Genomic DNA, 22234 nt, shown 5'->3' with positions numbered 1-22234 from the left:
TCCGCGTCGTGCTCACGCCGGCAGCTTGAAGTCGGCGACCGAACGGCGCAGATCGGCAGCGAGCTGAGCCAGGTTGCCGATCGACTCGGCCGTCTGCTCCGCACCCTGCGATGTCTGGCTGGTGATCTGACGGATCACGCCCATGGTCTGTGTGATATCCGTCGCTGCGGCCGACTGCTGGTGCGCGGCGATGGAGATGTTCTTGATCAGGTTGTTCAAGGCGTTGGACACGCGCTCGATTTCGGTCAGCGCGGTGCCGGCGTCTTCGGCCAGGCGTGCACCGGACACCACTTCGGAGGTGGTCTGCTCCATCGAGCTGACCGCCTCGTTGGTATCGGCCTGAATGGTCTGCACCAGGCCTTCGATCCGCCGGGTCGCGCCGGAGGTGCGTTCGGCCAGGCGCTGCACTTCGTCGGCCACCACCGCGAAACCGCGACCGGCCTCGCCCGCCGAGGCGGCCTGCACCGCAGCGTTGAGCGCCAGGATGTTGGTCTGCTCGGAAATGTCGTTGATCAGTTCCACGATCGAGCCGATCTCCTGCGAGGATTCGCCCAGGCGCTTGATGCGCTTGGAGGTTTCCTGGATCTGGTCGCGGATCTGGTCCATGCCCTGGATGGTCTCGCGCACCACACCGGCACCTTCGGCGGCGATCACCACCGAGCGCTGCGCCACTTCGGCCGACTCGGTGGAGTTGCGCGACACCTGTTCGATGCTGGCGGCGATTTCGCTGATGCGCTCGGAGGCGGTGGTGATCTGGTTGGCCTGCTGGCCGGCGGCGTCGGCCAGCTGCATCGCGGTGGCCTGGGTCTCCTGGGTCGACACGGCGACCTTGGCCGAGGTGTCGTTGATCGTGGTCACCAGGTGGCGCAGCTCGTCCACGGCGTAGTTGATGGCGTCTGCAATCGCGCCGGTCATGTCCTCGGTCACCGAGGCCTTGACGGTCAGGTCGCCCTCACCGAGCGAGCTGATTTCGTCCAGCAGCCGCATGATCGCCTGCTGGTTGCGGCTGTTGAATTCCACCTGCGCCTGGTAACGCACGTCCTGCTCGCGCGAGCGTACCCGCACCGAGCTCCAGACAAAGCCGATGATCGCCAGCAGCGCCAGCAGGCCGGACACCACGCCCAGCCAGAAGTTCGGAAACAGGCGCGTGTCGCGCACCGAGCCGAACGCCGAGAACGCATCGAACAGCTTCTTGCTGTCGTCCAGCATCTTGTTCGAGCCGGCGGTCAGCGCGGCGGCCGAGGACTGCGCGGCGAACAGGTTGCGCGAGCTGGCCAGGATGGCGTCGACGTCCTTCTTCATCGTCGCCCACTGCGCCTGCGACTGCTCCAGCGCCGACAACGCGGCCGGGTTGCGCACCGCGGCGATGCCCAGTTCGTCGTTGCCCGCGCGCAGGCCTTCGAGCATCTGCGTGAACACCACCGAGTCGCGTGCCAGCGCATCGCCGGAGGCGGCGGCATTGGCGCCACCGGCGCGCATTTCGGTCACCCGGCGCGCCATGGTGCCGGCGACCACGACCTGCTGCAGCGTGTTGTAGATCTGCGAGGCGGGCGCGCCGCTGACCGTCATCGCGCGCACCACTTCGTTCAACTGCGCCTGCAGCTGCGGCACGCTGCCGGAGAAGCGTTCGGCGTTGCCGGACAGACCCAGCACCGCCGGTTCGCTGGCGATGACCTGATCGGCGTTCTTGCTCAGCGGCACCCAGGTCGCCTTGAGCTGGGCCATCGAACTGGCGACCGAGCCTTCCTGGCCGTAGCGGCCATCCAGTTCGCTGACCGTGCTGTCGATGCGGGCCTTGGTCTCCTTGAACGCGGCAAACGCCTTGGGGTCACCGGAGACCGCTTCGCGGCCCTGGTTGGCCAGCTGCTGCGACAGCACCTGCAGATCGGCCGCGCCGGTGCCGGCACCGGCCAGGCGACTGCCCTGCCAGGTGGCGACGCCGGTATTGGCGCCGAACACGATCATCGACAACACCAGCAAACCAAGCCAGAAGCTGGTGCTGACGCTGCCGAGCTTGTTGGTCTTGCGGGCGTCCGGGGCGGTACTCATGGTTCGACCTCGATCTGTATGACGTGGCGGGGTCGCGGCTTAGGCCGCGGCCTGCCGGAATTCAGGAGTGCGCGACAGCAACGCCAGGGAGAACACACCCCAGTCCTGCGTCTCGTTGCGGAAGGCACGGTCGATGAAGTGGGCATAGCGGCCTTGCGCCAACTCGCCGGGTTCGACCGCCTGGACCTGCTCGAAGCTGCGCTGGCCGTACAGCTCGTCGATGGTCAGCGCGACGTCGCCGCCGCTCTGGCGCATGATCAGCACGCGCTGGCCTTCCTGCAGCACCGTCCGCCGGCCCTCCAGGAACTGCTTCAGATCGATCACCGGGAACAGGTTGCCGCGCAGGTTGCCCACGCCCAGCAGCCAGGGCTGTGCGCCCGGCACCGGCGTCACCGGCGGCATCGGCACGATTTCCGCGACTTCGCGGAAATCCGAGACCAGCCGCCGGGTGCCGACGCGATAGCCGACGCCGCGCCAGATGTCGGCCGAGAACTGGCGTTCCGGCAGCGGCGTGGCGTGCGCAAGACTACGACGCTCGTAGTCTTCGAGAATGTCGAATGGAGAACGCATCAACGCACCAGTTGTTTGATGCGGGCGATCAGATCGTCTTCGCGCGGCGGCTTGACGATGTAGTCGCTGGCACCTTGCCGCAAACCCCAGGCCTTGTCGGTTTCCATGCCCTTGGTGCTGACCAGCAGCACGGGGATGTCCTTGGTGGCCTGGTCGCGCGCCAATGCACGCGTTGCCTGGAAACCGCTCATGCCGGGCAGCACCACGTCCATCAGCACCAGATCGGGCGCCTGGCTGCGAATCAGCGCAAGTCCCTCTTCGGCATTGTCGGTGGCGACGACCGTATGGCCTGCTTTTTCCAGCCATTGACTGAAGACTGCCCTGTCGGTGGGCGAGTCCTCGATCAATATAATTCGAGCCATGTTGCCTTTCCCCCTGGTCAGGCGTGGACGTACGTGCGAATCGCGCTCAGTAGTTCTTCACGGGTGAACGGCTTGGTCAGATATTGCTCGGAGCCGACGATGCGGCCGCGTGCCTTGTCGAACAGGCCGTCCTTGGACGACAACATGATCACCGGCGTCGACTTGAAGAGCTGGTTGCCCTTGATCAACGCGCATGTCTGGTACCCATCCAGACGCGGCATCATGATGTCGACAAAAATGATCTGAGGTTGCTGGTCGGCAATCTTGGCCAGTGCCTCGAAACCATCGGTCGCTGTCACTACTTCACAGCCTTCCCGCTTCAGCAGCGTTTCGGCGGTGCGGCGAATGGTCTTCGAATCATCGATCACCATCACCTTCAGTCCTGCGAGTTCCCCACCCGCAGCAATGTTTTCAGTCATGCAAATATCCCCGGACGCGCGACGCTTCTTCCCTGCCGGCGTCGCTACGAAACTGCATGTATATCCCAAGACCCGCATTGACTGCCCGCCAGGCGGACGTTCCGACCGTGTGCAGCTGCGGGCCGAGCGGCAAGTCGCGCATTCACGACCGGCCGGGCGCGCCATCGCCACCGCTTGAAGTTACCATCGGCAGCCTGTTCTAAAGGTTTAGCTCCCCATGTCGCTCGACGTCGTCGTGGTGATGGATCCCATCGCCTCCATCAAGATCGCCAAAGACACCACCTTCGCCATGTTGCTGGAAGCGCAGCGGCGTGGTCACCGCCTGCAGTATGTGCGTCCGGGCGGACTCAGCCTGCGCGAGGGACGCGCGGTGGCACAGGTCGCGCCCCTGAGCGTGCGCGAGGACAAGGCCGGCTGGTTCACCCTCGGCGAGTTCGCCGAACTGGAATTCGGCCCCGGCCAGGTGGTGCTGATGCGCAAGGACCCGCCGGTGGATGCGGAGTTCGTCTACGACACCCAGGTCCTGAGCGTGGCCCAGCGCGCCGGCGCGCAGGTGGTCAACGACCCGCAGGGCCTGCGCGACTACAACGAGAAACTGGCCGCATTGCTGTTTCCGCAGTGCTGCCCGCCGACCCTGGTCAGCCGCGACTCCGCCGCGCTCAAGGCGTTCGTGCTCGAACACGGCCAGGCCGTGCTGAAGCCGCTGGACGGCATGGGCGGGCGTTCGATCTTCCGCAGCGGCACCGGCGACCCCAACCTCAACGTGATCCTGGAAACGCTGACCGACGGCAATCGCAAGCTGACCCTGGCGCAGCGCTTCATCCCCGACATCAGCGCCGGCGACAAGCGCATCCTGCTGGTCGATGGCGAGCCGGTGGACTACTGCCTGGCACGGATTCCGCAGGGCGACGAATTCCGCGGCAACCTGGCCGCCGGCGGACGTGGCGAAGGCCGGCCGCTGTCCGAGCGCGACCGCTGGATCGCCGCGCAGGTGGGCCCGGAAATGCGCCGCCGCGGCATGCGCTTCGTCGGCCTGGACGTGATCGGCGATTACCTGACCGAGGTCAACGTCACCAGCCCCACCTGCGTGCGCGAGCTGGATGCGCAGTTCGGCCTGAACATCGCCGGGCTGCTGTTCGACGCGATCGAGGCCGGCGCGGCGCAATGAGCGCGGCCGCGGCACTGCCGGCTCCCATGGACGAGCGCCGCCGGTTGACCGCGACGCTGGTGATCTCGCTGCTGCTGCACGGCGTGCTGATCCTGGGCGTGGGGTTTGCGGTCAGCGAGGACGCACCGCTGGTGCCGACGCTGGATGTGATCTTCAGCCAGACCAGCACCCCGCTGACGCCCAGGCAGGCCGATTTCCTGGCCCAGGCCAACCAGCAGGGCGGCGGCAATCACGCCACCGCGCAACGCCCGCGCGACAGCCAGCCCGGCGTGGTGCCGCAGGACCGCAGCGGGCTGGCACCGCAGGCGCAGCGTGCGACCACGCTGCAGGCGCCGAAGCCGACCCAGACCCGCGTGGTGGCCAGCCGCCGCGGCGAGCAGGCCGTGCCCATCCCGCAGCCGAATCCGCAGACCGACCTGCCCTCGCCCACCGATGCGCAACGCGTGCAGCGCGACGCGGAAATGGCCCGGCTCGCCGCCGAGGTGCATCTGCGCTCGGAGCAATATGCCAAGCGCCCCAATCGCAAGTTCGTCTCGGCCAGTACCCGCGAATACGCCTACGCCAACTACCTGCGCGCGTGGGTGGACCGTGCCGAGCGCGTCGGCAATCTCAATTACCCGGACGAGGCGCGCCGGCGCCGACTCGGCGGCAAGGTGGTGATCAGCGTGGGCGTGCGCCGCGACGGCAGCGTGGAAAGCAGCCGCGTGCTGGTCTCCAGCGGCACCCCGGCGCTGGATGCGGCAGCGCTGCGGGTGGTGCAGCTGGCGCAGCCGTTCCCGCCACTGCCCAGGACCAAGGACGACGTGGATATCCTGCAGGTCACACGCACCTGGCTGTTCCTGCCCGGCGGCGAGCTGCACGACGATCGTTGAGCCGTCGCGCGTCCCGACAGGGACGCGTCTTTCTGCGGCATGCCTTCCCGGCGGCCCGCGTTGCCCAGTGCTTTGCGGGCGGCCTTTATGCTGCCTGCGCGGCTGCGTACAGCCGGTCGGCCAGCTCGACGATCGCGTCCGCATCCTGCACGCGCGCGCGCCAGGCGGTGGGAATCCCGTCGATACCATGGAATGCACCGGCCAGCTGACCGCAGATGGCAGCGGTGGTGTCGGCATCGTCGCCCAGGTTGGCCGCACGCAGCACCGCATCGGCGAACGTGTCGGTGGTGGCGAAGCACCAGAGTGCCGCCGACAGCGCATCGACCACATAGCCGGTGCCGCGGATCCGGGCCGCGGAAACTGCCGCATGGTCGCGCACCGACAACGCACGCAGCGCCGGTGTCGACAGCCCTTCGCAGCGGGTCTGCAACACCTGCTGGCGCTCGCCACCGAGCAACGCGGCACGCAACTGGAAGGCGAACAGCCGGCAGGCATCCAGCGCTTCGTCGGCAGCATGCGTGGTACGCGAACTGTCGGCGGCGCGCTCGCCCAGCTCGGCGGGGCGATGCGCGTAGTACATCGCTACCGGCGCCAGCCGCATCAGCGAGCCATTGCCGGCCGAGCGTGGATCGGTGCTGCCGCTGAAGGCCGGGCCGCCATCCAGATAGCGCTCCAGTGCCTGCCGCACGGTCGCGCCGATATCGAAGCAGCTGCCGGTGCTGCTGAGGTAGCCGTGCTGGTACCAGTTGCAATAGCGGTTCATCTGGTCGGCGGCGTCGAAGCCCTGCCGATACAGCAGGCTGTGCGCCAGGCACAAGGCCATCGAGGTGTCGTCGGTCCACTGGCCGGCGCGCAGCGCGAACGGGCCGCCGCCGCGCATGTCGTCGATCGGCGTGAAGCTGCCCGGCGCGCAGAATTCCAGCGTGGTGCCGAGCGCATCGCCCACCGCCAGGCCCAGCAGGCAGCCGCGGAAACGCGCGCGTTGCAGGTCGTCGGTCATGGCGCGGCGCCGGCGGCCTTGGCTGCGCGTGCGGCCTGCTGCTCAAGCAGGGTCAGCGCCACGTTGTCGCGCAGATAGGCCGGTTCCACCCGCTCCGGCGCCACGCCCTCGCCGCGCAGCAACGCCGGCACGGCCAGCGTCAGCAGGTCGGCGGCATGCGGCAATGCGGCGGCATCGATGCTGCTCAGCCGGGTCGCAAATCGTTGTTGCAGCACTGCCTCGGCAGCGGCGAACCCGCTGCCGACACCGGCAAAGCGCTGCAGCGTGTCCGGCACGACGCATTCCTGCGGTGCGCACACCACTTCCGGCACCAGCTCGCGCAGCGTATCGCCAGCGCGCGCGAAGACGCCGGCGTACACCTCGCCCATGCGCGCATCGATGCAGGCCAGCACCTGCGTCGCCTCGGCGGGCGCGCGCAGGGCCATCACCTGCAGCGTGGACACCCCCAGCACCGGCACGTCCAGGCCCAGCGCGATGCCCTGCGCAATGCCGATCGCCAGCCGCACACCGGTGAAGGCGCCCGGGCCACGACCGACCGCAATCGCGTCGAGCTGGCGGCGCGCAATGCCGGCGTCGGCCAGCAGTTGCTCGGCCCATGGCAGCGCCAGTTCGGCATGGCGACGCGGCGCCAGTTCGAAGCGCTCCAGCACGCGGCCATCCACATGCAGCGCGACGGAACAGGCTTCGGTGGAGGTCTCGAACGCGAGGACTTTCATGGCAGGACCGCAGGCAGGAAGGAGAAAGCTCAGTCGTCGCCGAACGGCAACGCGAGCACGCCATTGTCGCCCACCGGCTCGGCGACGCCAAAGAACGCGCGCACGTCGCCAATCTCGCGGGTGCGCGCAAACGGCGGCAGCGACTGCATGAAGGTGCGGCCGTAGCCCTTGTTCACCAGGCGCGGGTCGCACAGCACCAGCACGCCACGATCGGTCTCGCTGCGGATCAGCCGGCCCACGCCCTGCTTGAGCGCGATCACCGCCTGCGGCAACTGCTCGTCGCGGAACGGGTTGCCGCCGTCGCGGCGGATCGCATCCAGGCGCGCTTCGAACACCGGGTCGTCGGGTGCGGCGAACGGCAGCTTGTCGATCACCACCACGCTCAAGGCATCGCCGACCACGTCCACGCCCTCGCGGAAGCTGGCCGAGCCCAGCAGCACGCCGTTGCCGGAAGTGCGGAAACGCTGCAGCAAGGTGGCACGCGGCGCCTCGCCCTGCACGAACAGCGGCCACGGCGCGCCGCGCAATGCGTCGGCCGCCTCGCGCAGCGCACGGTGCGAGGCGAACAGCAGGAACGCGCGGCCATTGGAGGCGTCCAGCACCGGCATCAGCGCCGCGATCAGCGCCGTGCCGAATCCGCGTGCGGCAGGATCGGGCAGATGCGGCGGCAGGTAGCACAGCGCCTGGCGCGCCCAATCGAAGGGACTGGGCTGCAGCAAGGTCACCGGGTCGCTCAGGCCCAGGCGCTGCGCGATGTGGTCGAACTCGCCGCCCACCGCCAATGTGGCCGAGGTGAACACCCAGGCCGCATGCGATTTTTCGCGATGCTCGCGCAGCGGGCCGGACACATCCAGCGGCGTGCGCTGGCAGCGGAACCCGCGCGGGCTGAGCTCGTACCACAGCACATCGTTGTCGACGGTCTCCGGCAGCTCCTGCTCGAAATCCGGTACCGGCGCATCCTCGCCCAGCCACCGCGACAGCCGCGCTAGCGCTTCCTGCGCACGTGCACAGCAGCCATCGAACCCGGGCGAGGCCTCGCGCAACGGCAGCAGGGCCTCGCCCAGCCGCGCCAGCGACGACAGCACCGCATCGAAACCCTCGCGCACCTGCGGCTTGGCCAGCGCACGCCATTGGGTGCCGCGTGATGGCAGGCCCTCCATGCCCGCACGCAGGCCGCGCAGAGCCTCGTCCAGGGCGAGGATCGGCTCCTGCAGGCTGGCCTGCGCACCCGCGACCAGGCGCGCTTCGGCCATGCAGTCGCGCGCCAGTTCCTGCCACGGCCGCATGCCGAAACTTTCGCCGAAGAAGTTCGCCGCCAGCTCCGGCAGCTGATGCGCTTCGTCGATGACGAAGGCCTGCGCGCCGGGCAGGATCTCGCCGAAGCCTTCCTGCTTGAGCGCCAGATCGGCCAGCAGCAGATGGTGGTTGACCACCACCAGATCGGCCGCCTGCGCGCGCTGGCGCGCCTGCACCACAAAACACTCGCTGTAGAACGGGCATTCGGTGCCCAGGCAGTTGTCGACGGTGGAGGTCACCAGCGGCAGCAGCGGCGAGTCGTCCGGCAGGGCTTCCAGCTCGGCCATGTCGCCGAACTGGGTGCGCCCGCTCCAGGCCACGATGCGCTGGAACTGCGAGACCTGCTCGGGCGTGGCAAAGCGCGGCTCGCCACGCGCCTGCTGGGTGCGGTACTTGCACAGATAGTTCGCGCGGCCCTTCAGCAGCGCGCTGCGCAGGCCGATGCCGAGCGCGGCGCGCACGCGCGGCAGGTCGCGATGGAACAACTGGTCCTGCAGCGCGCGCGTGCCGGTGGAGACGATGGTCTTCAGCCCCGACAGCAATGCCGGCACCAGGTAGGCGTAGGTCTTGCCGGTACCGGTGCCGGCTTCGGCCAGCAGCACATCGCGGGCCTCGAACGCCTCGGCAATGGCGCCGGTCAGGCGCAACTGCGCGGCACGCGGCGCGAACGCATCGAGCTGACGCGCGAGCGCCCCGCCCTCGCTGAGCGCCTCGATGCTGGCAGTGGCAAGTTGGGACATGGGACCGGAAGCTGGAGCAGGAAGCGCGACAGCCTAGCGCGTGCGCGCTGCCGCTGCCTGGATTGCGCCGGTGGGCCGGTGGCGGCACTGGCCGCGCAGCCGGCGTTTACGCGTCAGTATGTGCGGCGTGGCGCCGCTGGCGGTCGCGCGCGGGAACGAACGGCTCGCGTCGAAGCAGATGGGCGCAAGCAACGCAGGCCGCATCACGCTCGCCGCGCCTGTCGTGCAGCAGGCGCAGCCAGCGGCGTGGCCGTGCTCAGTAGCGTTTCACGCCGGGCACCGTGCACCCGGCAATCTGCGACTTGGCCGAAGCGGCGTTTTCCTTCTCGCCACGCGCCAGCCGCGACTGCTCGATGGTGGCCCAATGCCGGCGGCAAAGTGGCCCGGTCTTGGAGCCCAGCTCGATGGCCTGCTTGGCGAAACGCTCGGCGGCGGGCCAGTCGGCCTGCAGCACCGCCACTTCGGCACGCTCCTGCAGGATGGCGGGATCGCCGGAAACCAGGCCCACGGCCTGATCCAGCGACGCCGCCGCGCCGGCCAGGTCGCCGGCCTGGCGCTTGCTCTTGGCGGTCTCGCGCAGGTCGTCCACCTGCGGGTCGCGCAATGGTTGTACCGACAGCTCGGTATCGTCGACGCCGGCCTCGCGTTCGATCAGCAGCAGCCGCTGTGTCGGCGTGGTCGGGTCGACCGGGGCCGGCGGTGGCGCAGGCGGCGCGCTGACGCAGGCGGTGAGTGCGGCAGACACGCCAGCGAGGGCAAGCAAACGGTGCAGTCGGTTCATCGGGTCACTCCAGTCAACGTGCAGGTGCAGCCGCGGCGGGTGCCGGCGCGGGGTCTTCCGGCTTCTTTTCCAGACCGAAGAAGCGACGCCAGCCACCACCGCTGGATTGCTCGGCCGGCGCGGATGCATCGCCGGGCACGCCTTCGATCGACGGTGCATTGCCGGCACAGGGGGCGTAGGCCGGGGTGAAGCCGACCACGAACGGGAACTGGCGCGCGCCCGGGCAGCCGGCATCGGTCACGCCGGTACCGGCCGCGTCCACCCACTGCCAGTCCAGGCCCTTGCCGCTGACCTTCAACGGCGCACTCGGCAGCCGCGCGAAGATGCTCGACCACACCCGCATCGCGCCGGTGGCGCCGTACAGGCCGGTCTGCTCGTTCTGGTCGTTGCCCATCCAGATCACCGCCAGGTGGTCGCCGGTGTAGCCGGCGTACCAGCTGTCGCGGCCGTCGTTGGAGGTGCCGGTCTTGCCGGCCGGCGACAACCGGCCCAGGCCATCGCCCAGCAACTGCCGCGCAGTGCCGCCGCTGACCACCTGCTGCAGGGCGATGCTGATCAGGTTGGCCGCCACCGAATCGCCCTCCTGCGCCGGCGCCGGGGTCTTGTCGTAGCGCTTGAGCAGCTTGCCCTGCGGATCGAGCACGCCGCGCACCGCATGCAGCGGCTGGATCTCGCCACCGGCGGCCAGGAACTGATACAGCTGCGCCATGCCGTACGGGCTCTGGTCGGTGGCACCGAGGATCAGCGAGGGATTGGTGTCGGCCTTGATGCCGGCCAGTACCTGGATCAGCTGCGCGATGCGCTCCGGGCCGACCTGCATGCCCACGCGCACCGTGGCCTGGTTGTAGGAATGCGCCAGCGCATCGATCAGCCGCACCGTGCCGTGACTGCGGTTGTCGGAATTGCCCGGCGACCAGGTCTTGCCGCGGCTGAGCTGCACCGTCACCGGTGCATCGTCGACCCAGCTGGACAGCGCCCAGCGGTCCGGCGAGGCCAGCGCCAGCAGGTAGACGAACGGCTTGAGCAGCGAGCCGACCTGCCGCTGCGCTTCGACCGCGCGGTTGAAGCCCGGCTTGGCCACGTCGCGGCTGCCGACCACCGCCAGCACGTCGCCGTTATGCACGTCGGTCAGCACCAGGCCGGCCTGCAGCGGTGGGCGCTTCTTGTTGTCCAGCCGCTTGATGGTGCCGGTCACCGCGCCTTCGGCATAGGCCTGCGCGGACGGCGACATGCCGGTGAGCACGCTCATGCCGGCGCCCTGCAGCACGCCTTCCGGGTAGTCGTGCGCCAGCTGGCGCCGCACCAGGTCCACATAGGCCGGGAAGCGGTTGGCCGCGACCAGGCCCGGCTCGGTGGGCACGCCCAGCGGTGCGGCCAGCGCGCGCTTGTATTCGGCCGCATCGATCAGGTTGTTTTCGTGCAGCTTGCCCAGCACGAAATTGCGCCGATCCAGCGCGCGCTCCGGGTTGCGCCGCGGGTCGTAGTAGGACGGCCCCTTGACCAGCCCGATCAGCAAGGCGATCTGCTCGGTGGTCATCGAATTGAGCTCGCGGCCGAACCACAGCTCCGCGCCCGAGGACACGCCGTGGATCGCCTGCCCGCCACGCTGGCCCAGATAGACCTGGTTGAGATAGGCCTCCAGGATGGTGCGCTTGTCGTAACGCGCCTCCATGATCACTGCGTAGAGAATTTCGTTGAACTTGCGGGTGACGGTCTGTTCCTTGCCGATGCCGAGCAGGCCGCTGCGCGCCAGCTGCTGGGTCAGGGTACTGGCGCCCTGGCGAACCTGGCCGCCGGAGCGCGCCATGATCCAGGCCGCACGCACCATGCCGCTGAGATCGATGCCGTGGTGGCTGTTGAAGTCGCGATCCTCGACCGCCTGCAGGCCGGTGACCAGCAGCTCGGGCACTTCTTCCATGCGCACCAGGCGGCGCTCTTCCTGCTTCTGTCCGTACAGCGTGGCGATGCGCGCCGGGTCAAGCCGCGCACTCTTGAGCGCCTTGCGGTCGCCGGCGTCGCGCAGGCTGGCCACGCGCCCGCCGGAGAGGCTGACTTCCACCCGCCGCGCAGGCACGCGCCCATCCACATCGATATAGCCGCGGCTGGCGATGGTGAAGCGGCTGCCGTCCTGCTGGTAGGTGCCGGCCAGCTTGGCTTGCCCGTCGTCACGATACGAGGCGGCGTCCAGCTCGGTCTTCAACGTGGCCGCATCCAGCGCATTGCCCGGTGCCAGCACCAACGGCCGCCCGTACACGCGGGTCGGGATCTGCCAACGCAGCTCGCCAAACCGCTGGGTGACCTGCTTGTTCAGATACACCGAGTAGGGAATCAGAAAACCGAGCGCCAGCGCGAATGCCGCAAAGGCCCAGACAATCAGCCTGCGTTGCCAGCGGGAACCTTGCTCGGTGGAGTCGTCCTCGAAATCGTCGGGAGCGTCGTTGTCGTGGCGTCGGGGCACAGGAATGCGAGAATGTAGAGTCCGGCGAGTCTAGCGCAGCGCTGTCGTGGTTGTGGCCGGCCGGCCCCTCTGACTTAAGAGCGGCTAACAAAACGGCCACGCTCACCGTCAGCGGGCACGGACCGTCTCCGGCATCTGCGGGTACCCTGCGTCCCCTGCGCTTGCCTTGCGCCGTCCTCGCCGCCTGACGACTGCTCGCCGGGTTTTCTTCGTCACGCCACGTCTGGAGTTCCAACGGAATGTCGATGTCACTGGCCGATGCACGCTATCTGTTCAATCGCGTGCTTGGGCTGATTCACCGCAGCGTGGCGAGCATGCGCACACGCGGCTGGCGCGCCACCTGGCAGCGCATTCGCGTGCATACGCAGGCACCGCCGGCGGCGCTCGGCACGCCGCTGTGGTTGCCGGAGGCCGCGCCGTTTGCCGCGTTTGCGGTCCCGCACAGCGACACCCCGCGCGTGACGCTGGTGATTCCGGTCTACAACCACATCGCGCACACCCTGGCGTGCCTGCGCGCACTGGCGGCACATCCGCCGCTGCTGGAGGTAGAGATCATCGTCGTGGACGACGGCAGCAGCGACGCCACGCAGGCGCAGCTGCCGCTGGTGCAAGGGCTGCACTACCACCGGCGCGCCAGCAATGGCGGTTTCATCGCCGCCTGCAACGACGGCATCGCACTGGCGCGCGGCGACTACGTGGTGCTGCTGAACAACGACACCATCCCGCAACCCGGCTGGCTGGATCAGCTGATCGACACGTTTGCCCAGCACCCCGGCGCTGGGCTGGTTGGCGCGCAACTGGTGTACCCGGACGGACGCCTGCAGGAATCCGGCGGCGTGGTGTTCGCCGACGGCAGCGCCTGGAGCTACGGTCGCTTCGAATCGGCCGACGACCCGCGCCATGCCTATGTGCGTGCGATGGACTACTGCTCCGGCGCGGCCATCGCGCTGCCACGCGCGCTGTTGCAGACGCTGGGCGGGCTGGATCGCCGCTACATGCCTGCCTACTACGAAGACACCGACCTGGCGTTTGCGGTGCGTGCCGCCGGCTACCGGGTGCTGGTGCAGCCGGCCAGCGTGGTGGTGCACGACGAGGGCACCAGCAATGGCACCGACACCCGCACCGGGGTGAAGGCGTACCAGGTGCGCAACCAAGGCGTGTTCGCCGACAAGTGGCAGCAGGCGCTGGCAATGCAGTTGCCGGTCGGCACGGTTCCCGGCCCTGCGCTGCTGCACCGTGGCCAACGTCAGGTGCTGATCCTGGACGAATGCGTGCCGCAACCCGATCGCGACTCGGGCTCGTTGCGGCAGTTCAATCTGATCCGCCTGCTATGCGAAGAGGGCGCGCACGTGGTGTTCGTGCCGACCCGCCGCGAACACGCCGGATGGCACACGCAGGCACTGCAGCAACTGGGCGTGGAAGTCTGGTACGCGCCGTTCCTGGACGGCATCGGCAGCTGGCTGCGCACACACGGCCCGCGGTTTGCGGTGGTGCTGCTGGTGCGTCACCACGTTGCGCATGCCTGCCTGCCGCTGCTTAGGCAATACGCCCCGCAGGCGCGCACCCTGTTCGACACCGTCGATCTGCACTACCTGCGCGAGCGCCGTGGCGCCGAGCTGGCCGGCGATGCCAACCTATTGCGCGCGGCCGAACGCACCCGTCTGCGCGAGCTGGAGATCATGGCCGCCACCGATGTCACCTTGCTGGTCTCGGCGGCCGAACAGGCGCAGCTGCAGGCGGATGCACCGCAGATCCGCACCGCCCTGCTCTCCAACCTGCATGAGGTGGCCGGCAGCGGCTGCGGCTTCGAGCAACGCCACGACCTGGTGTTCGTCGGCGGCTTCCGGCATCCACCCAATGTCGATGCGGTGCAGTGGTTCATCAGCGCGATCTTTCCGCAGGTGCGTGCGCAATTGCCGCAGGTGGTCTTCCACTGCATCGGCGCGGACATGCCGGAGGCACTGACACTGCTGGCCGACGAATGCCTCGGCGTGCAATTGCATGGGCATGTGCCGGATCTGCTGCCGTTCATGGAGAACGCACGTATCGCGGTGGCACCGCTGCGCTTCGGCGCCGGCGTCAAAGGCAAGATCAACCTGAGCATGGCGCACGGGCAGCCGGTGGTCGGCACCACCTGTGCGGTAGAAGGCATGCATCTGCGCGACGGCGAGGATGTCTGCGTGGCCGATGACGCCGATGCCTTCGCCGCAGCGATCGTGCGCCTGTATCGCGATGCAGCACTGTGGCAACGCCTCGCCGACAACGGATTGCACAACGTGGCCCGGCATTTTTCGCTGGATGCGGCGCGTGGCACGGTGCGCGCGCTGTTTATCGCGGAGTGAGTGTGCGCTGGGCGCTCGGGGATGGCGCTGTGAGTGGCGCCGTCGAAGACAACCGCTGGGTCAACGCTGCTCGGTCACGGCCTTGACCCGGCGCGTGAACTCGGCCAATTCCGGCAGCCCAGGATCCAGCTGGTGCGCCTCGTCCTGCGCGCGTCGTGCAAAAGCGGCGTCTTCCTGTCCCAGGCGTTCGCTGCCCACCGCAACCCAGCGTTGCGCAAGCCGTCGACGCGCGCCGGCCAGTGCATCGCCGTTGGGCGTCAGCGCCTGCCAGGCATCCAGACAGCCGCGCGCGGCACGCAGGCGGTTGTTGCGTAGCTCGTCCTCGAAGCAGCGCTGACTGGCCGGCACCACACGTGCGGCGGCCTGCAGCACGCGTGGATCGCGCGGCGCCAGCGCCTGCGCGGCACGCACCGCGTCGTAGGCACTGGCGCCGGGCGGCGTCATCCACTGCTGCTGCGCTTCGGCAGCTACCACCCGTTGCAGCAGCGCGCGCAGGCGGCGCTCGCGGGTACCGCGCGACAGCCCGGTCTCGGGGCTGCGTTGGGCATCGCGTGCACGCGCAATCGCCTGCTCGGCCTGCGCAATCGCGGCGGCGCCGGGCAGCAAGGTCTTGGCTTCCTGCAGCGACTGCAGCGCGGCGTCGAACTGGAAGTCTGCCGCCTGTCGGCCGGCTTGCGCGGCATATTCGCCTGCCACCTGCTCCAGCCCACGCTGGGCGGCCGCATCCGCCGGCTCGGCTGCCAGCACTGCGCTGAAATCGCGTGCGGCCGGTGCCAACCGGCCACGCCGCAACAGGCCCTGCGCGCGCTGACGGCGCTGGTCCAGCACACGGTGGTAGTGGCCCTCGGTCAGCGGTACATCGGCATGCCCGGCGTCATAGCGCTTGGCCGCGGCCAGCAGCATCGCCGCATCGGCCAGCGCATCGCGCGCCAGGGCCTGGCGTGCCTGCGCCAGCAGATCGGTCAGGGCGTCCTCGCGCCCTTCCAGCGCGTCGGTGCGGTCCGGTGCCAGGGTCAGGATGCGCTGGTACAACGGCAGCGCGCTGTCCGGGCTGCCATCCAGGCGCCCTTGCTGTTGCGCGGACACCGCCTGTGCGAATAAGGCGTCCAGGCCGGCCCGACGCGCCTGCAACTGCCGCAGGCGCAGTGCCACCGGTGCGATCTGCGCCTGCGGCACCTCCAGCGCGCCCGCCAGCGTCAGCGCGCGCTGCGCAGCAGCGGCATCCCCGGCCGCAATCGCCGCGCGCGCCTGCACCACGGCGGCGGCACCGGTGCGCGCCAGCCCGGCACGGGCTTCGCCGCGATCGCTGTCCAGCGCAAGCGCAGCAGCGAACAGTTCGCGCGCGCCGTTGCCATCGGCCGCACTGAGATGGCCGCGCGACAGCGCCGCATCGCCCCGTTGCAGCAGTTGCTGGATACGCGTGTCCGGCCACAGCCAATCGGCCAGCGGCTTGCGCAGCACGACCGTGGCCAGCAAGAGACACGCGCACAACGCCAGCACCACGCGCCATAGCGCGCGGCTGCGCAGTGGTGCCCAGAGGCGAGGCGATCTTGCCCAGCGCGGAAGCGGGAGCATGCGGTGGCGTCCGTCCTTGGCGCGACCTGACGGGGACGCGTTCACCCCGTCATGGTAGCTGTCTGCTGCGAAGACGATGTGGGCTTGGGAAGCGGGAAGCGGGAAGCGGGATTCGGCAGGCGAGCACACCTTGCTTGCTGTGGGTGCGGTCTGTTTCCAGGCGATGGGCGCCGGCGGGCTGCGGCGCACTCAACCGAGTCGCCGCACCTCGCTCACCCCAGGCAAGGCGTCCAGCTTGCCGAGCAGGCTGGACAGCTGGTCGTAGTCGCTGACCTTCAGGCGCAGGCGCAGTTGCGCCCTGCCGGTGTCGCGCACGTTGTCGCTGTTGATTTCCAACACGTGCGCGTCCTCCTGCGCGATCAGGTTGGTGATGTCCTTGAGCAGCCAGCGGCGGTCGACCGCGCGCACCTGTACATCCACCTCGTAGCCGCTGCCGGCCTGGCCCCACTCCACCGGCAACACCCGCTGCGGATGCGCTGCGGCCAGGCGCGACAGTGCCGCGCAATCGGTGCGGTGCACGGTGATGCCGCGGCTGCGGGTCAGATAGCCGGCGATCGGCTCGCCCGCCACCGGCTGGCAGCAGCGCGCCAGCTGCACCAGCAGATTGCCCACGCCCTGCACGGTGAACTTGGATTTACCCAGGCCCTCGCGGCGCGCGGTGGGCCGTGGCGGCGCCGGCACCGCCGGCTGCGAAGCGGCCCGCTCGGCTTCCAACAGGGCACGGCTGACCTGGTTGGGCCCGGTATCGCCCAGCGCCACCTGGATGTAGAGGTCATCGACATTCTCGGCATGGAACTTGCGCGTGGCCACGCCCAGATCGGCGTGCTGCAGGCCCAGCCGCTTGAGCTCGCGATCGAGCAGGTCCTTGCCGGCCTGTACGTTGCGCGCGCGGTCGAGCTTGTGGAACCACGCACGCACCTTGTCGCGCGAGCGCCCGCTGGCCAGAAAGCCATTGGACGCCAGCAACCAGTCGCGGCGTGGGTCGGCCTCCTTGGCGGTCATGATCTCCACCCGGTCGCCGCTGCGCAGCCGGTAGGTCAGCGGCACGATGCGGTCGTTGACGCGCGCGCCGCGGCAGCGATGCCCGACCATGGTGTGCACGTGATAGGCGAAATCCAGCGGCGTGGCGCCTTGCGGCAGGTCGATGACCTCGCCCTTGGGGGTCAGTGCATACACGCGGTCTTCGATCAGCTCGGCGTCCAGCGCGCCGGCCAGCTCGCCGTGGTCGCCTTCCTGCACCTGCTCCAGCAACTGGCGCATCCACAGGATCTTGCGGTCGAAGGCTTTTTCGCCGCCCTTGCCGCCTTCCTTGTATTTCCAGTGCGCGGCCACGCCGAGCTCGGCCTGCGCATGCATCTCGTGGGTACGGATCTGGATTTCGATCGTGCGCCCTTCCGGGCCGACCACCGCGGTATGCAGCGAGCGGTAGTCGTTGGCCTTGGGCCGGGCGATGTAATCGTCGAACTCGCTCGGCACCGGTGCCCACAGCGAGTGCACCGCCCCCAGGGCGGCATAGCAGGCGGCCACGTCATCGACCATCACCCGCACCGCGCGGATGTCGTACAGCTGGTCAAAGGACAGGCGCTTCTTCTGCATCTTTCGCCAGATGCTGTAGATGTGCTTCGGCCGCCCGCTCACCTCCGCGCGCAGTCCCTGCTGGGCCAGCGTCGTCGACAGGGTGCGCTTGACCGCGTCCAGATAGCGCTCGCGCGCAACGCGGGTTTCGTCCACCTCGCGGGCGATGCGGCGGTAGGTGTCCGGCTCCAGATGCCGGAACGCCAGGTCTTCCAGCTCCCACTTCACCTGCCAGATGCCCAGCCGGTTGGCTAGCGGCGCATGGATGTCGCGGGTGAGCTGGGCCAGTGCGCGGCGCTGCTCTTCGCTCAGGCGGTCGGCCACGCGCATGCGCGCCAACTGCCGCGCCAGCAGGATCGGCACCACCCGCAGGTCGTGGATGATGGACAGCAGCAGCCGCCGCAGACCTTCGCTGTTGCGCCCGGCCTCGCGACCGGCGTGCAGGGCCCAGACCTGGTCGGCCGCATCCAGCCCGTCCAGCAGGCCTTCGACCGCCACCCTGCGCTCGGCCGGCTGCCATGGCAGGCCGGCGATCGCGCCGCGCAATGCCGGCAGGTCGAACAGCAATGCCGCAATCAGGGTGGCCTCATCGGCGGCCAGCAACGCCAGCGCGTCCAGCGTATCGGCCAGCAGCGTCCAGGCCACGTCCTCGCTCGGCGACGGCAACTGCTGCCAGGCCTGCGCCAGGGCGTCGCGCAGATCTGGCGCGATCGACGCGATGGCGGGACGCTGCAGCAAGGCATGCAGGCGCTCGAGTGAGGAACTGGTCACAGCGGTGGACACGGCGATGGGCAACAACGGGGGGCTGACAGCTACGGTAACGTGCGCGTCACCTTCTCCACAACGCGCAATCGCTGCATCGTCGGCGCAATCCCGCACGCTTGCGCTTATGGTCGGTTCACCCGCCAACGTCTTGATTCGCAACCGCTGTGCGCCGCTTGTGCCGCAACGCAGCAGGCCAATCGGCACGCTCAATCGGGTTTTTACGTGCTTTTTACAACTCGCCCAAACCGCCTGCCTATCCTCCAGTGGCGTTGTCGCTGCGTTCTGCCGCGGCCACGTCATTCCAACCAACTGCGAGGTAGCCGATGAAGACCTGGAAGAAGCCTGTCGTTCGTGAAGTCAATTGTGGCGCCGAGATCAACTGCTACGTCTCCGGCGAATTCTGAGCTCACCTGCCGCCCCTCCTCCCGATGCATGACCGGCAATCGCCGGCAGATAGGTAAAAGTTCTCCATGCGCATCATCGTTCTGGGATCGGCGGCCGGCGGTGGGCACCCGCAGTGGAATTGCCACACACCCGCCAGCAGGCGGGCGTGGCAACAAGCCGACGGTGCCCAACGTCGTACCCAGGCCAGCATCGCCGTCAGTGCCGATGGCCAGCGCTGGGTCCTGATCAACGCCTCCCCCGACTTCCGTCAACAAATCCTTGCAACGCCCGCACTCTGGCCGCAGCGCGATTTGCGGCATTCGCCGATCGAAGCGGTGCTGCTGACCAGCGGCGAGATCGACCATATCGCCGGATTGCTGTCGATGCGCGAGAGCCAGGCGTTCTCGCTGCATGCCAGCAGCCGCGTGCTGGATCTGCTGTCGCAAAACCCCATCTTCGATGCGGTCAATCCCGCCTACGTGCAGCGTCAGCCGTTTGCGCTGGACACGCCGGTGTCGCTACTGGGCCTGCAACTCACGCCATTCTCGGTGCCCGGCAAGGTACCGCTGTTCATGGAATCGCGCAGTGGCGGCGACCTGGCCGGCTCCAACGAAGAAACCCTCGGGCTGACCATCGACGATGGCCAACACCGCGTGCATTACATTCCCGGCTGCGCGGCGATGACCGATGCCTTGCGCGCGCGCCTGCAAGGCGCCGAACTGGTGTTCTTCGACGGCACGCTGTGGCGCGACGACGAGATGGTGCAACTGGGCATCAGCCAGAAGACCGGCCAGCGCATGGGCCACATGAGCATCGACGGCCCCGACGGCACGATTGCCGCGTTCGCCCCGCTGGAGGTGGCGCGCAAGATCTTCATCCATCTCAACACCACCAATCCCGTGCTCGATACCCGTTCGCCGGAGTACGCCAGCGCGCGTGCCAGCGGCTGGGAAGTCGCGCACGACGGCCTGGAGATCACCCTGTGACCACCCTGCTCACCCCGGACCAGTTGGAAGCGGACCTGCGTGCCATCGGCGCCCGCCTGTACCACGACCAGCATCCCTTCCATGCGCTCCTGCACGAGGGCAAGCTCGATCGCGGCCAGGTCCAGGCCTGGGCGCTGAACCGCTTCGAATACCAGCGCTGCATTCCATTGAAGGACGCCGCGATCCTGGCGCGCATGGAAGACCCGGCGTTGCGGCGGATCTGGCGGCAACGCATTCTCGATCACGACGGCAACAGCCCCAGCGATGGCGGCATCGCGCGTTGGCTGCACCTGACCGACGCGCTCGGCCTGGAGCGCACGCTGGTGGAATCCGGCCGTGCGCTGCTGCCCGGTACCCGTTTCGCGGTGCAGGCCTACCTGCAGTTCGTGCGCGAAAAAAGCCTGCTCGAGGCGATCGCCTCCTCGCTGACCGAGCTATTCGCCCCCAACATCATCGGCCGGCGGGTGGCCGGCATGCTCAAGCATTACGACTTCGTCTCGCCCGAAGCGCTGGCCTATTTCGAGCATCGCCTGACCGAGGCGCCACGCGATTCGGATTTTGCGCTGGACTACGTCAAGCAGCACGCCGATACCGTCGAAAAACAGGCCCTGGTCAAGGCCGCGCTGCACTTCAAGTGCTCGGTGCTGTGGGCGCAGCTGGATGCATTGCACGTGGCCTACGTCGCCCCGGGCATCGTGTGGCCGGATGCGTTCGTGCCCGACCGCCACGCCGGCCGGGCCGCGGCGTGAGCAGCATCACCCGCGACAGCCAGCCGGCCCTACGCGCAGGCGTGCGCCTGCAACACGACCGCGCGCGTGACCAATGGGTGCTGCTGGCGCCGGAACGCGTGGTCGAGCTGGACGAGATCGCACTGGTGGTGGCGCAGCGCTACGACGGCACGCGCTCGCTGGCGCAGATCGCGCAGGAACTGGCAGGCGAATTCGATGCTGACGCGGCCGATATCGAGGTCGATGTGATCGAACTCACCGCCACGCTGCATCAGAAGCGTCTGCTGCGGCTATGACCATCGCCCCGCCGCCACTGTCGGTGCTGCTGGAGCTGACCCATCGCTGCCCGTTGGCCTGCCCGTATTGCTCCAACCCGATCGCGTTGGCGGCGCTGCGCGAGGAAATGGATACCGCCGGCTGGCGCTCGCTGCTGCAGCAGGCTGCCGACATGGGCGTGCTGCAGGCACACTTTTCCGGCGGCGAGCCGATGCTGCGCAAGGACCTGCCCGAGCTGGTGGCGCATGCACGTGCGCTCGGGCTGTACAGCAACCTGATCACCTCCGGCGTGGCCGGCGGCGAGCCGATGCTGGACCAGTTGCAGGCCGCCGGACTGGAGCATGTGCAGCTGAGCGTGCAGGACGTCGACCCGGCCGGTGCCGACCGTATCGCCGGCTATCGCAACAGCCTGGCGAAGAAGCGCGAGTTCGCCGCCGCCGTGCGCGCGCGCGGCCTGCCACTGACGCTCAATGCGGTACTGCATCGCCATAACGCCGAGCGCGTGCCCGGCATGATCGCGCTGGCGCTGGAATGGCAGGCCGAACGCATCGAAGTGGCGCACACCCAGTACTACGGCTGGGGCCTGCGCAATCGCGCCGCGCTGATGCCCAGCCGCGAGCAGCTGATGGCCACGATTGACGCGGTGGAAACCGCCCGCCGCGAGCTCGGCGACCGCTTGGCGATCGACTTCGTCACCCCCGATTACTACGCCCGCCAGCCCAAGCCGTGCATGGGCGGCTGGGGCCAGCGCTTCGTCAATATCTCCCCGCGTGGCGATGTGCTGCCCTGCCATGCGGCCGAGACCATCGACGGCATGCGCTTTGACAACCTGCGCGAGCGGTCGCTGGCCGACATCTGGAACAACGGCGAGGCCTTCGTGCGCTTCCGCGGCACCGCCTGGATGCCGGAGGTCTGCCAGGGCTGCCCCAAACGCGAGATCGACTGGGGCGGCTGCCGCTGCCAGGCGCTCGCGCTCAGTGGCGATGCCGCCACGCTGGACCCGGTCTGCGAACGCTCGCCGCGGCACACCGAGGTGCGCGCCACCGCCGAACGCGAGGCCGCCGCCCCGCCGCCGGAGTTCGTCTACCGCCGCCCCGGCCGTACCGAACGCGTGGCTTCGGCCAGCGCAGACCCACGAACCCCCGACGCACCGTAGCCGGCTGCGGCAGGCG

19 protein-coding genes are annotated in these 22234 nt (G+C 68.7%); 8 read left to right on the top strand and 11 right to left on the bottom strand.

Annotated features, from left to right (window positions below; all coding sequences use genetic code 11):
* Positions 1-12: 12 nt before the first annotated feature.
* Genes GGR73_RS10340 through pilG form a run of 4 tightly spaced genes read right to left on the bottom strand, consistent with a single transcriptional unit; the run spans position 13 to position 3400 of the window.
* Positions 13-2049, bottom strand: coding sequence for a methyl-accepting chemotaxis protein (locus GGR73_RS10340; RefSeq protein WP_016904289.1), 2037 nt, complete (start codon positions 2047-2049; stop codon positions 13-15).
* A 39-nt stretch (positions 2050-2088) separates the two neighbouring features.
* Entirely contained in the window at positions 2089-2619 is a 531-nt protein-coding gene (locus tag GGR73_RS10335) for a chemotaxis protein CheW (protein ID WP_003482487.1), read from the bottom strand.
* Positions 2619-2981 carry a response regulator gene (locus GGR73_RS10330; protein ID WP_024940328.1) on the bottom strand — a complete coding sequence of 121 codons (363 nt, stop codon included), beginning with the start codon at positions 2979-2981 and terminating at the stop codon, positions 2619-2621. The genes GGR73_RS10335 and GGR73_RS10330 overlap by 1 nt, the downstream gene beginning before the upstream one ends.
* 17 nt (positions 2982-2998) lie before the next feature.
* Positions 2999-3400, bottom strand: coding sequence for a twitching motility response regulator PilG (gene pilG / locus GGR73_RS10325; protein ID WP_024711139.1), 402 nt, complete (start codon positions 3398-3400; stop codon positions 2999-3001).
* Positions 3401-3617: 217 nt separating this feature from the next.
* Between pilG and gshB the strand changes: the two genes are divergently transcribed.
* Together gshB and GGR73_RS10315 are read left to right on the top strand one after the other, a co-directional pair.
* Positions 3618-4568 carry a glutathione synthase gene (gene gshB, locus GGR73_RS10320; RefSeq protein ID WP_024940329.1) on the top strand — a complete coding sequence of 317 codons (951 nt, stop codon included), beginning with the start codon at positions 3618-3620 and terminating at the stop codon, positions 4566-4568.
* Positions 4565-5440 (top strand): energy transducer TonB, encoded by an 876-nt coding sequence (locus tag GGR73_RS10315; RefSeq protein WP_184456791.1) that lies wholly within the window; start codon positions 4565-4567, stop codon positions 5438-5440. The genes gshB and GGR73_RS10315 overlap by 4 nt, the downstream gene beginning before the upstream one ends.
* 85 nt (positions 5441-5525) lie before the next feature.
* Here GGR73_RS10315 and GGR73_RS10310 read toward each other — a convergent pair whose 3' ends face one another.
* The 5 genes from GGR73_RS10310 to mrcB form a co-directional block, all read right to left on the bottom strand.
* Positions 5526-6440: an ADP-ribosylglycohydrolase family protein gene (locus tag GGR73_RS10310; RefSeq protein WP_184456789.1), complete on the bottom strand. Its 915-nt coding sequence runs from the start codon at positions 6438-6440 to the stop codon at positions 5526-5528.
* Positions 6437-7156 (bottom strand): tRNA (adenosine(37)-N6)-threonylcarbamoyltransferase complex dimerization subunit type 1 TsaB, encoded by a 720-nt coding sequence (gene tsaB / locus GGR73_RS10305; protein ID WP_184456787.1) that lies wholly within the window; start codon positions 7154-7156, stop codon positions 6437-6439. The genes GGR73_RS10310 and tsaB overlap by 4 nt, the downstream gene beginning before the upstream one ends.
* Before the next feature lie 29 nt (positions 7157-7185).
* Positions 7186-9192, bottom strand: coding sequence for an ATP-dependent DNA helicase (locus GGR73_RS10300; RefSeq protein ID WP_184456785.1), 2007 nt, complete (start codon positions 9190-9192; stop codon positions 7186-7188).
* A 256-nt stretch (positions 9193-9448) separates the two neighbouring features.
* Positions 9449-9973, bottom strand: a complete 525-nt coding sequence (locus GGR73_RS10295; RefSeq protein WP_024940334.1) for a tetratricopeptide repeat protein — start codon at positions 9971-9973, stop codon at positions 9449-9451.
* A 13-nt stretch (positions 9974-9986) separates the two neighbouring features.
* Complete coding sequence (gene mrcB / locus GGR73_RS10290) at positions 9987-12431, bottom strand: penicillin-binding protein 1B (RefSeq protein WP_184378971.1); 2445 nt, start codon at positions 12429-12431, stop codon at positions 9987-9989.
* Positions 12432-12670: 239 nt separating this feature from the next.
* Between mrcB and GGR73_RS10285 the strand changes: the two genes are divergently transcribed.
* Positions 12671-14773, top strand: coding sequence for a glycosyltransferase (locus tag GGR73_RS10285; protein ID WP_184378973.1), 2103 nt, complete (start codon positions 12671-12673; stop codon positions 14771-14773).
* 60 nt (positions 14774-14833) lie between these two features.
* On the opposite strand, the gene GGR73_RS10280 is transcribed toward GGR73_RS10285, so the two are convergent.
* Both GGR73_RS10280 and GGR73_RS10275 read right to left on the bottom strand, forming a co-directional pair.
* Positions 14834-16348 carry a hypothetical protein gene (locus tag GGR73_RS10280; RefSeq protein ID WP_184456783.1) on the bottom strand — a complete coding sequence of 505 codons (1515 nt, stop codon included), beginning with the start codon at positions 16346-16348 and terminating at the stop codon, positions 14834-14836.
* A 189-nt stretch (positions 16349-16537) separates the two neighbouring features.
* The gene (locus GGR73_RS10275; protein WP_184456781.1) at positions 16538-18721 is read right to left on the bottom strand and encodes a RelA/SpoT family protein; all 2184 of its coding nucleotides are present in this window, start codon (positions 18719-18721) and stop codon (positions 16538-16540) included.
* Between the two features lie 290 nt (positions 18722-19011).
* Between GGR73_RS10275 and pqqA the strand changes: the two genes are divergently transcribed.
* From pqqA to pqqE, 5 genes are all read left to right on the top strand, one after another.
* The gene (gene pqqA / locus GGR73_RS10270) at positions 19012-19092 is read left to right on the top strand and encodes a pyrroloquinoline quinone precursor peptide PqqA (protein ID WP_002812057.1); all 81 of its coding nucleotides are present in this window, start codon (positions 19012-19014) and stop codon (positions 19090-19092) included.
* 66 nt (positions 19093-19158) lie between these two features.
* Positions 19159-20058 carry a pyrroloquinoline quinone biosynthesis protein PqqB gene (pqqB, locus tag GGR73_RS10265; protein ID WP_184456779.1) on the top strand — a complete coding sequence of 300 codons (900 nt, stop codon included), beginning with the start codon at positions 19159-19161 and terminating at the stop codon, positions 20056-20058.
* Complete coding sequence (pqqC, locus tag GGR73_RS10260) at positions 20055-20807, top strand: pyrroloquinoline-quinone synthase PqqC (RefSeq protein WP_184456777.1); 753 nt, start codon at positions 20055-20057, stop codon at positions 20805-20807. Before pqqB ends, pqqC begins: the two co-directional genes overlap by 4 nt.
* Positions 20804-21082 (top strand): pyrroloquinoline quinone biosynthesis peptide chaperone PqqD, encoded by a 279-nt coding sequence (pqqD, locus tag GGR73_RS10255; RefSeq protein ID WP_047129146.1) that lies wholly within the window; start codon positions 20804-20806, stop codon positions 21080-21082. Before pqqC ends, pqqD begins: the two co-directional genes overlap by 4 nt.
* Positions 21079-22218: a pyrroloquinoline quinone biosynthesis protein PqqE gene (pqqE, locus tag GGR73_RS10250; protein WP_184456775.1), complete on the top strand. Its 1140-nt coding sequence runs from the start codon at positions 21079-21081 to the stop codon at positions 22216-22218. Before pqqD ends, pqqE begins: the two co-directional genes overlap by 4 nt.
* Positions 22219-22234 lie beyond the last annotated feature (16 nt).

The organism is Xanthomonas sp. F14 (assembly GCF_014199865.1).
Note: the sequence above shows the minus strand (reverse complement) of the source record. Positions and strands in the feature narration are given on the sequence as shown.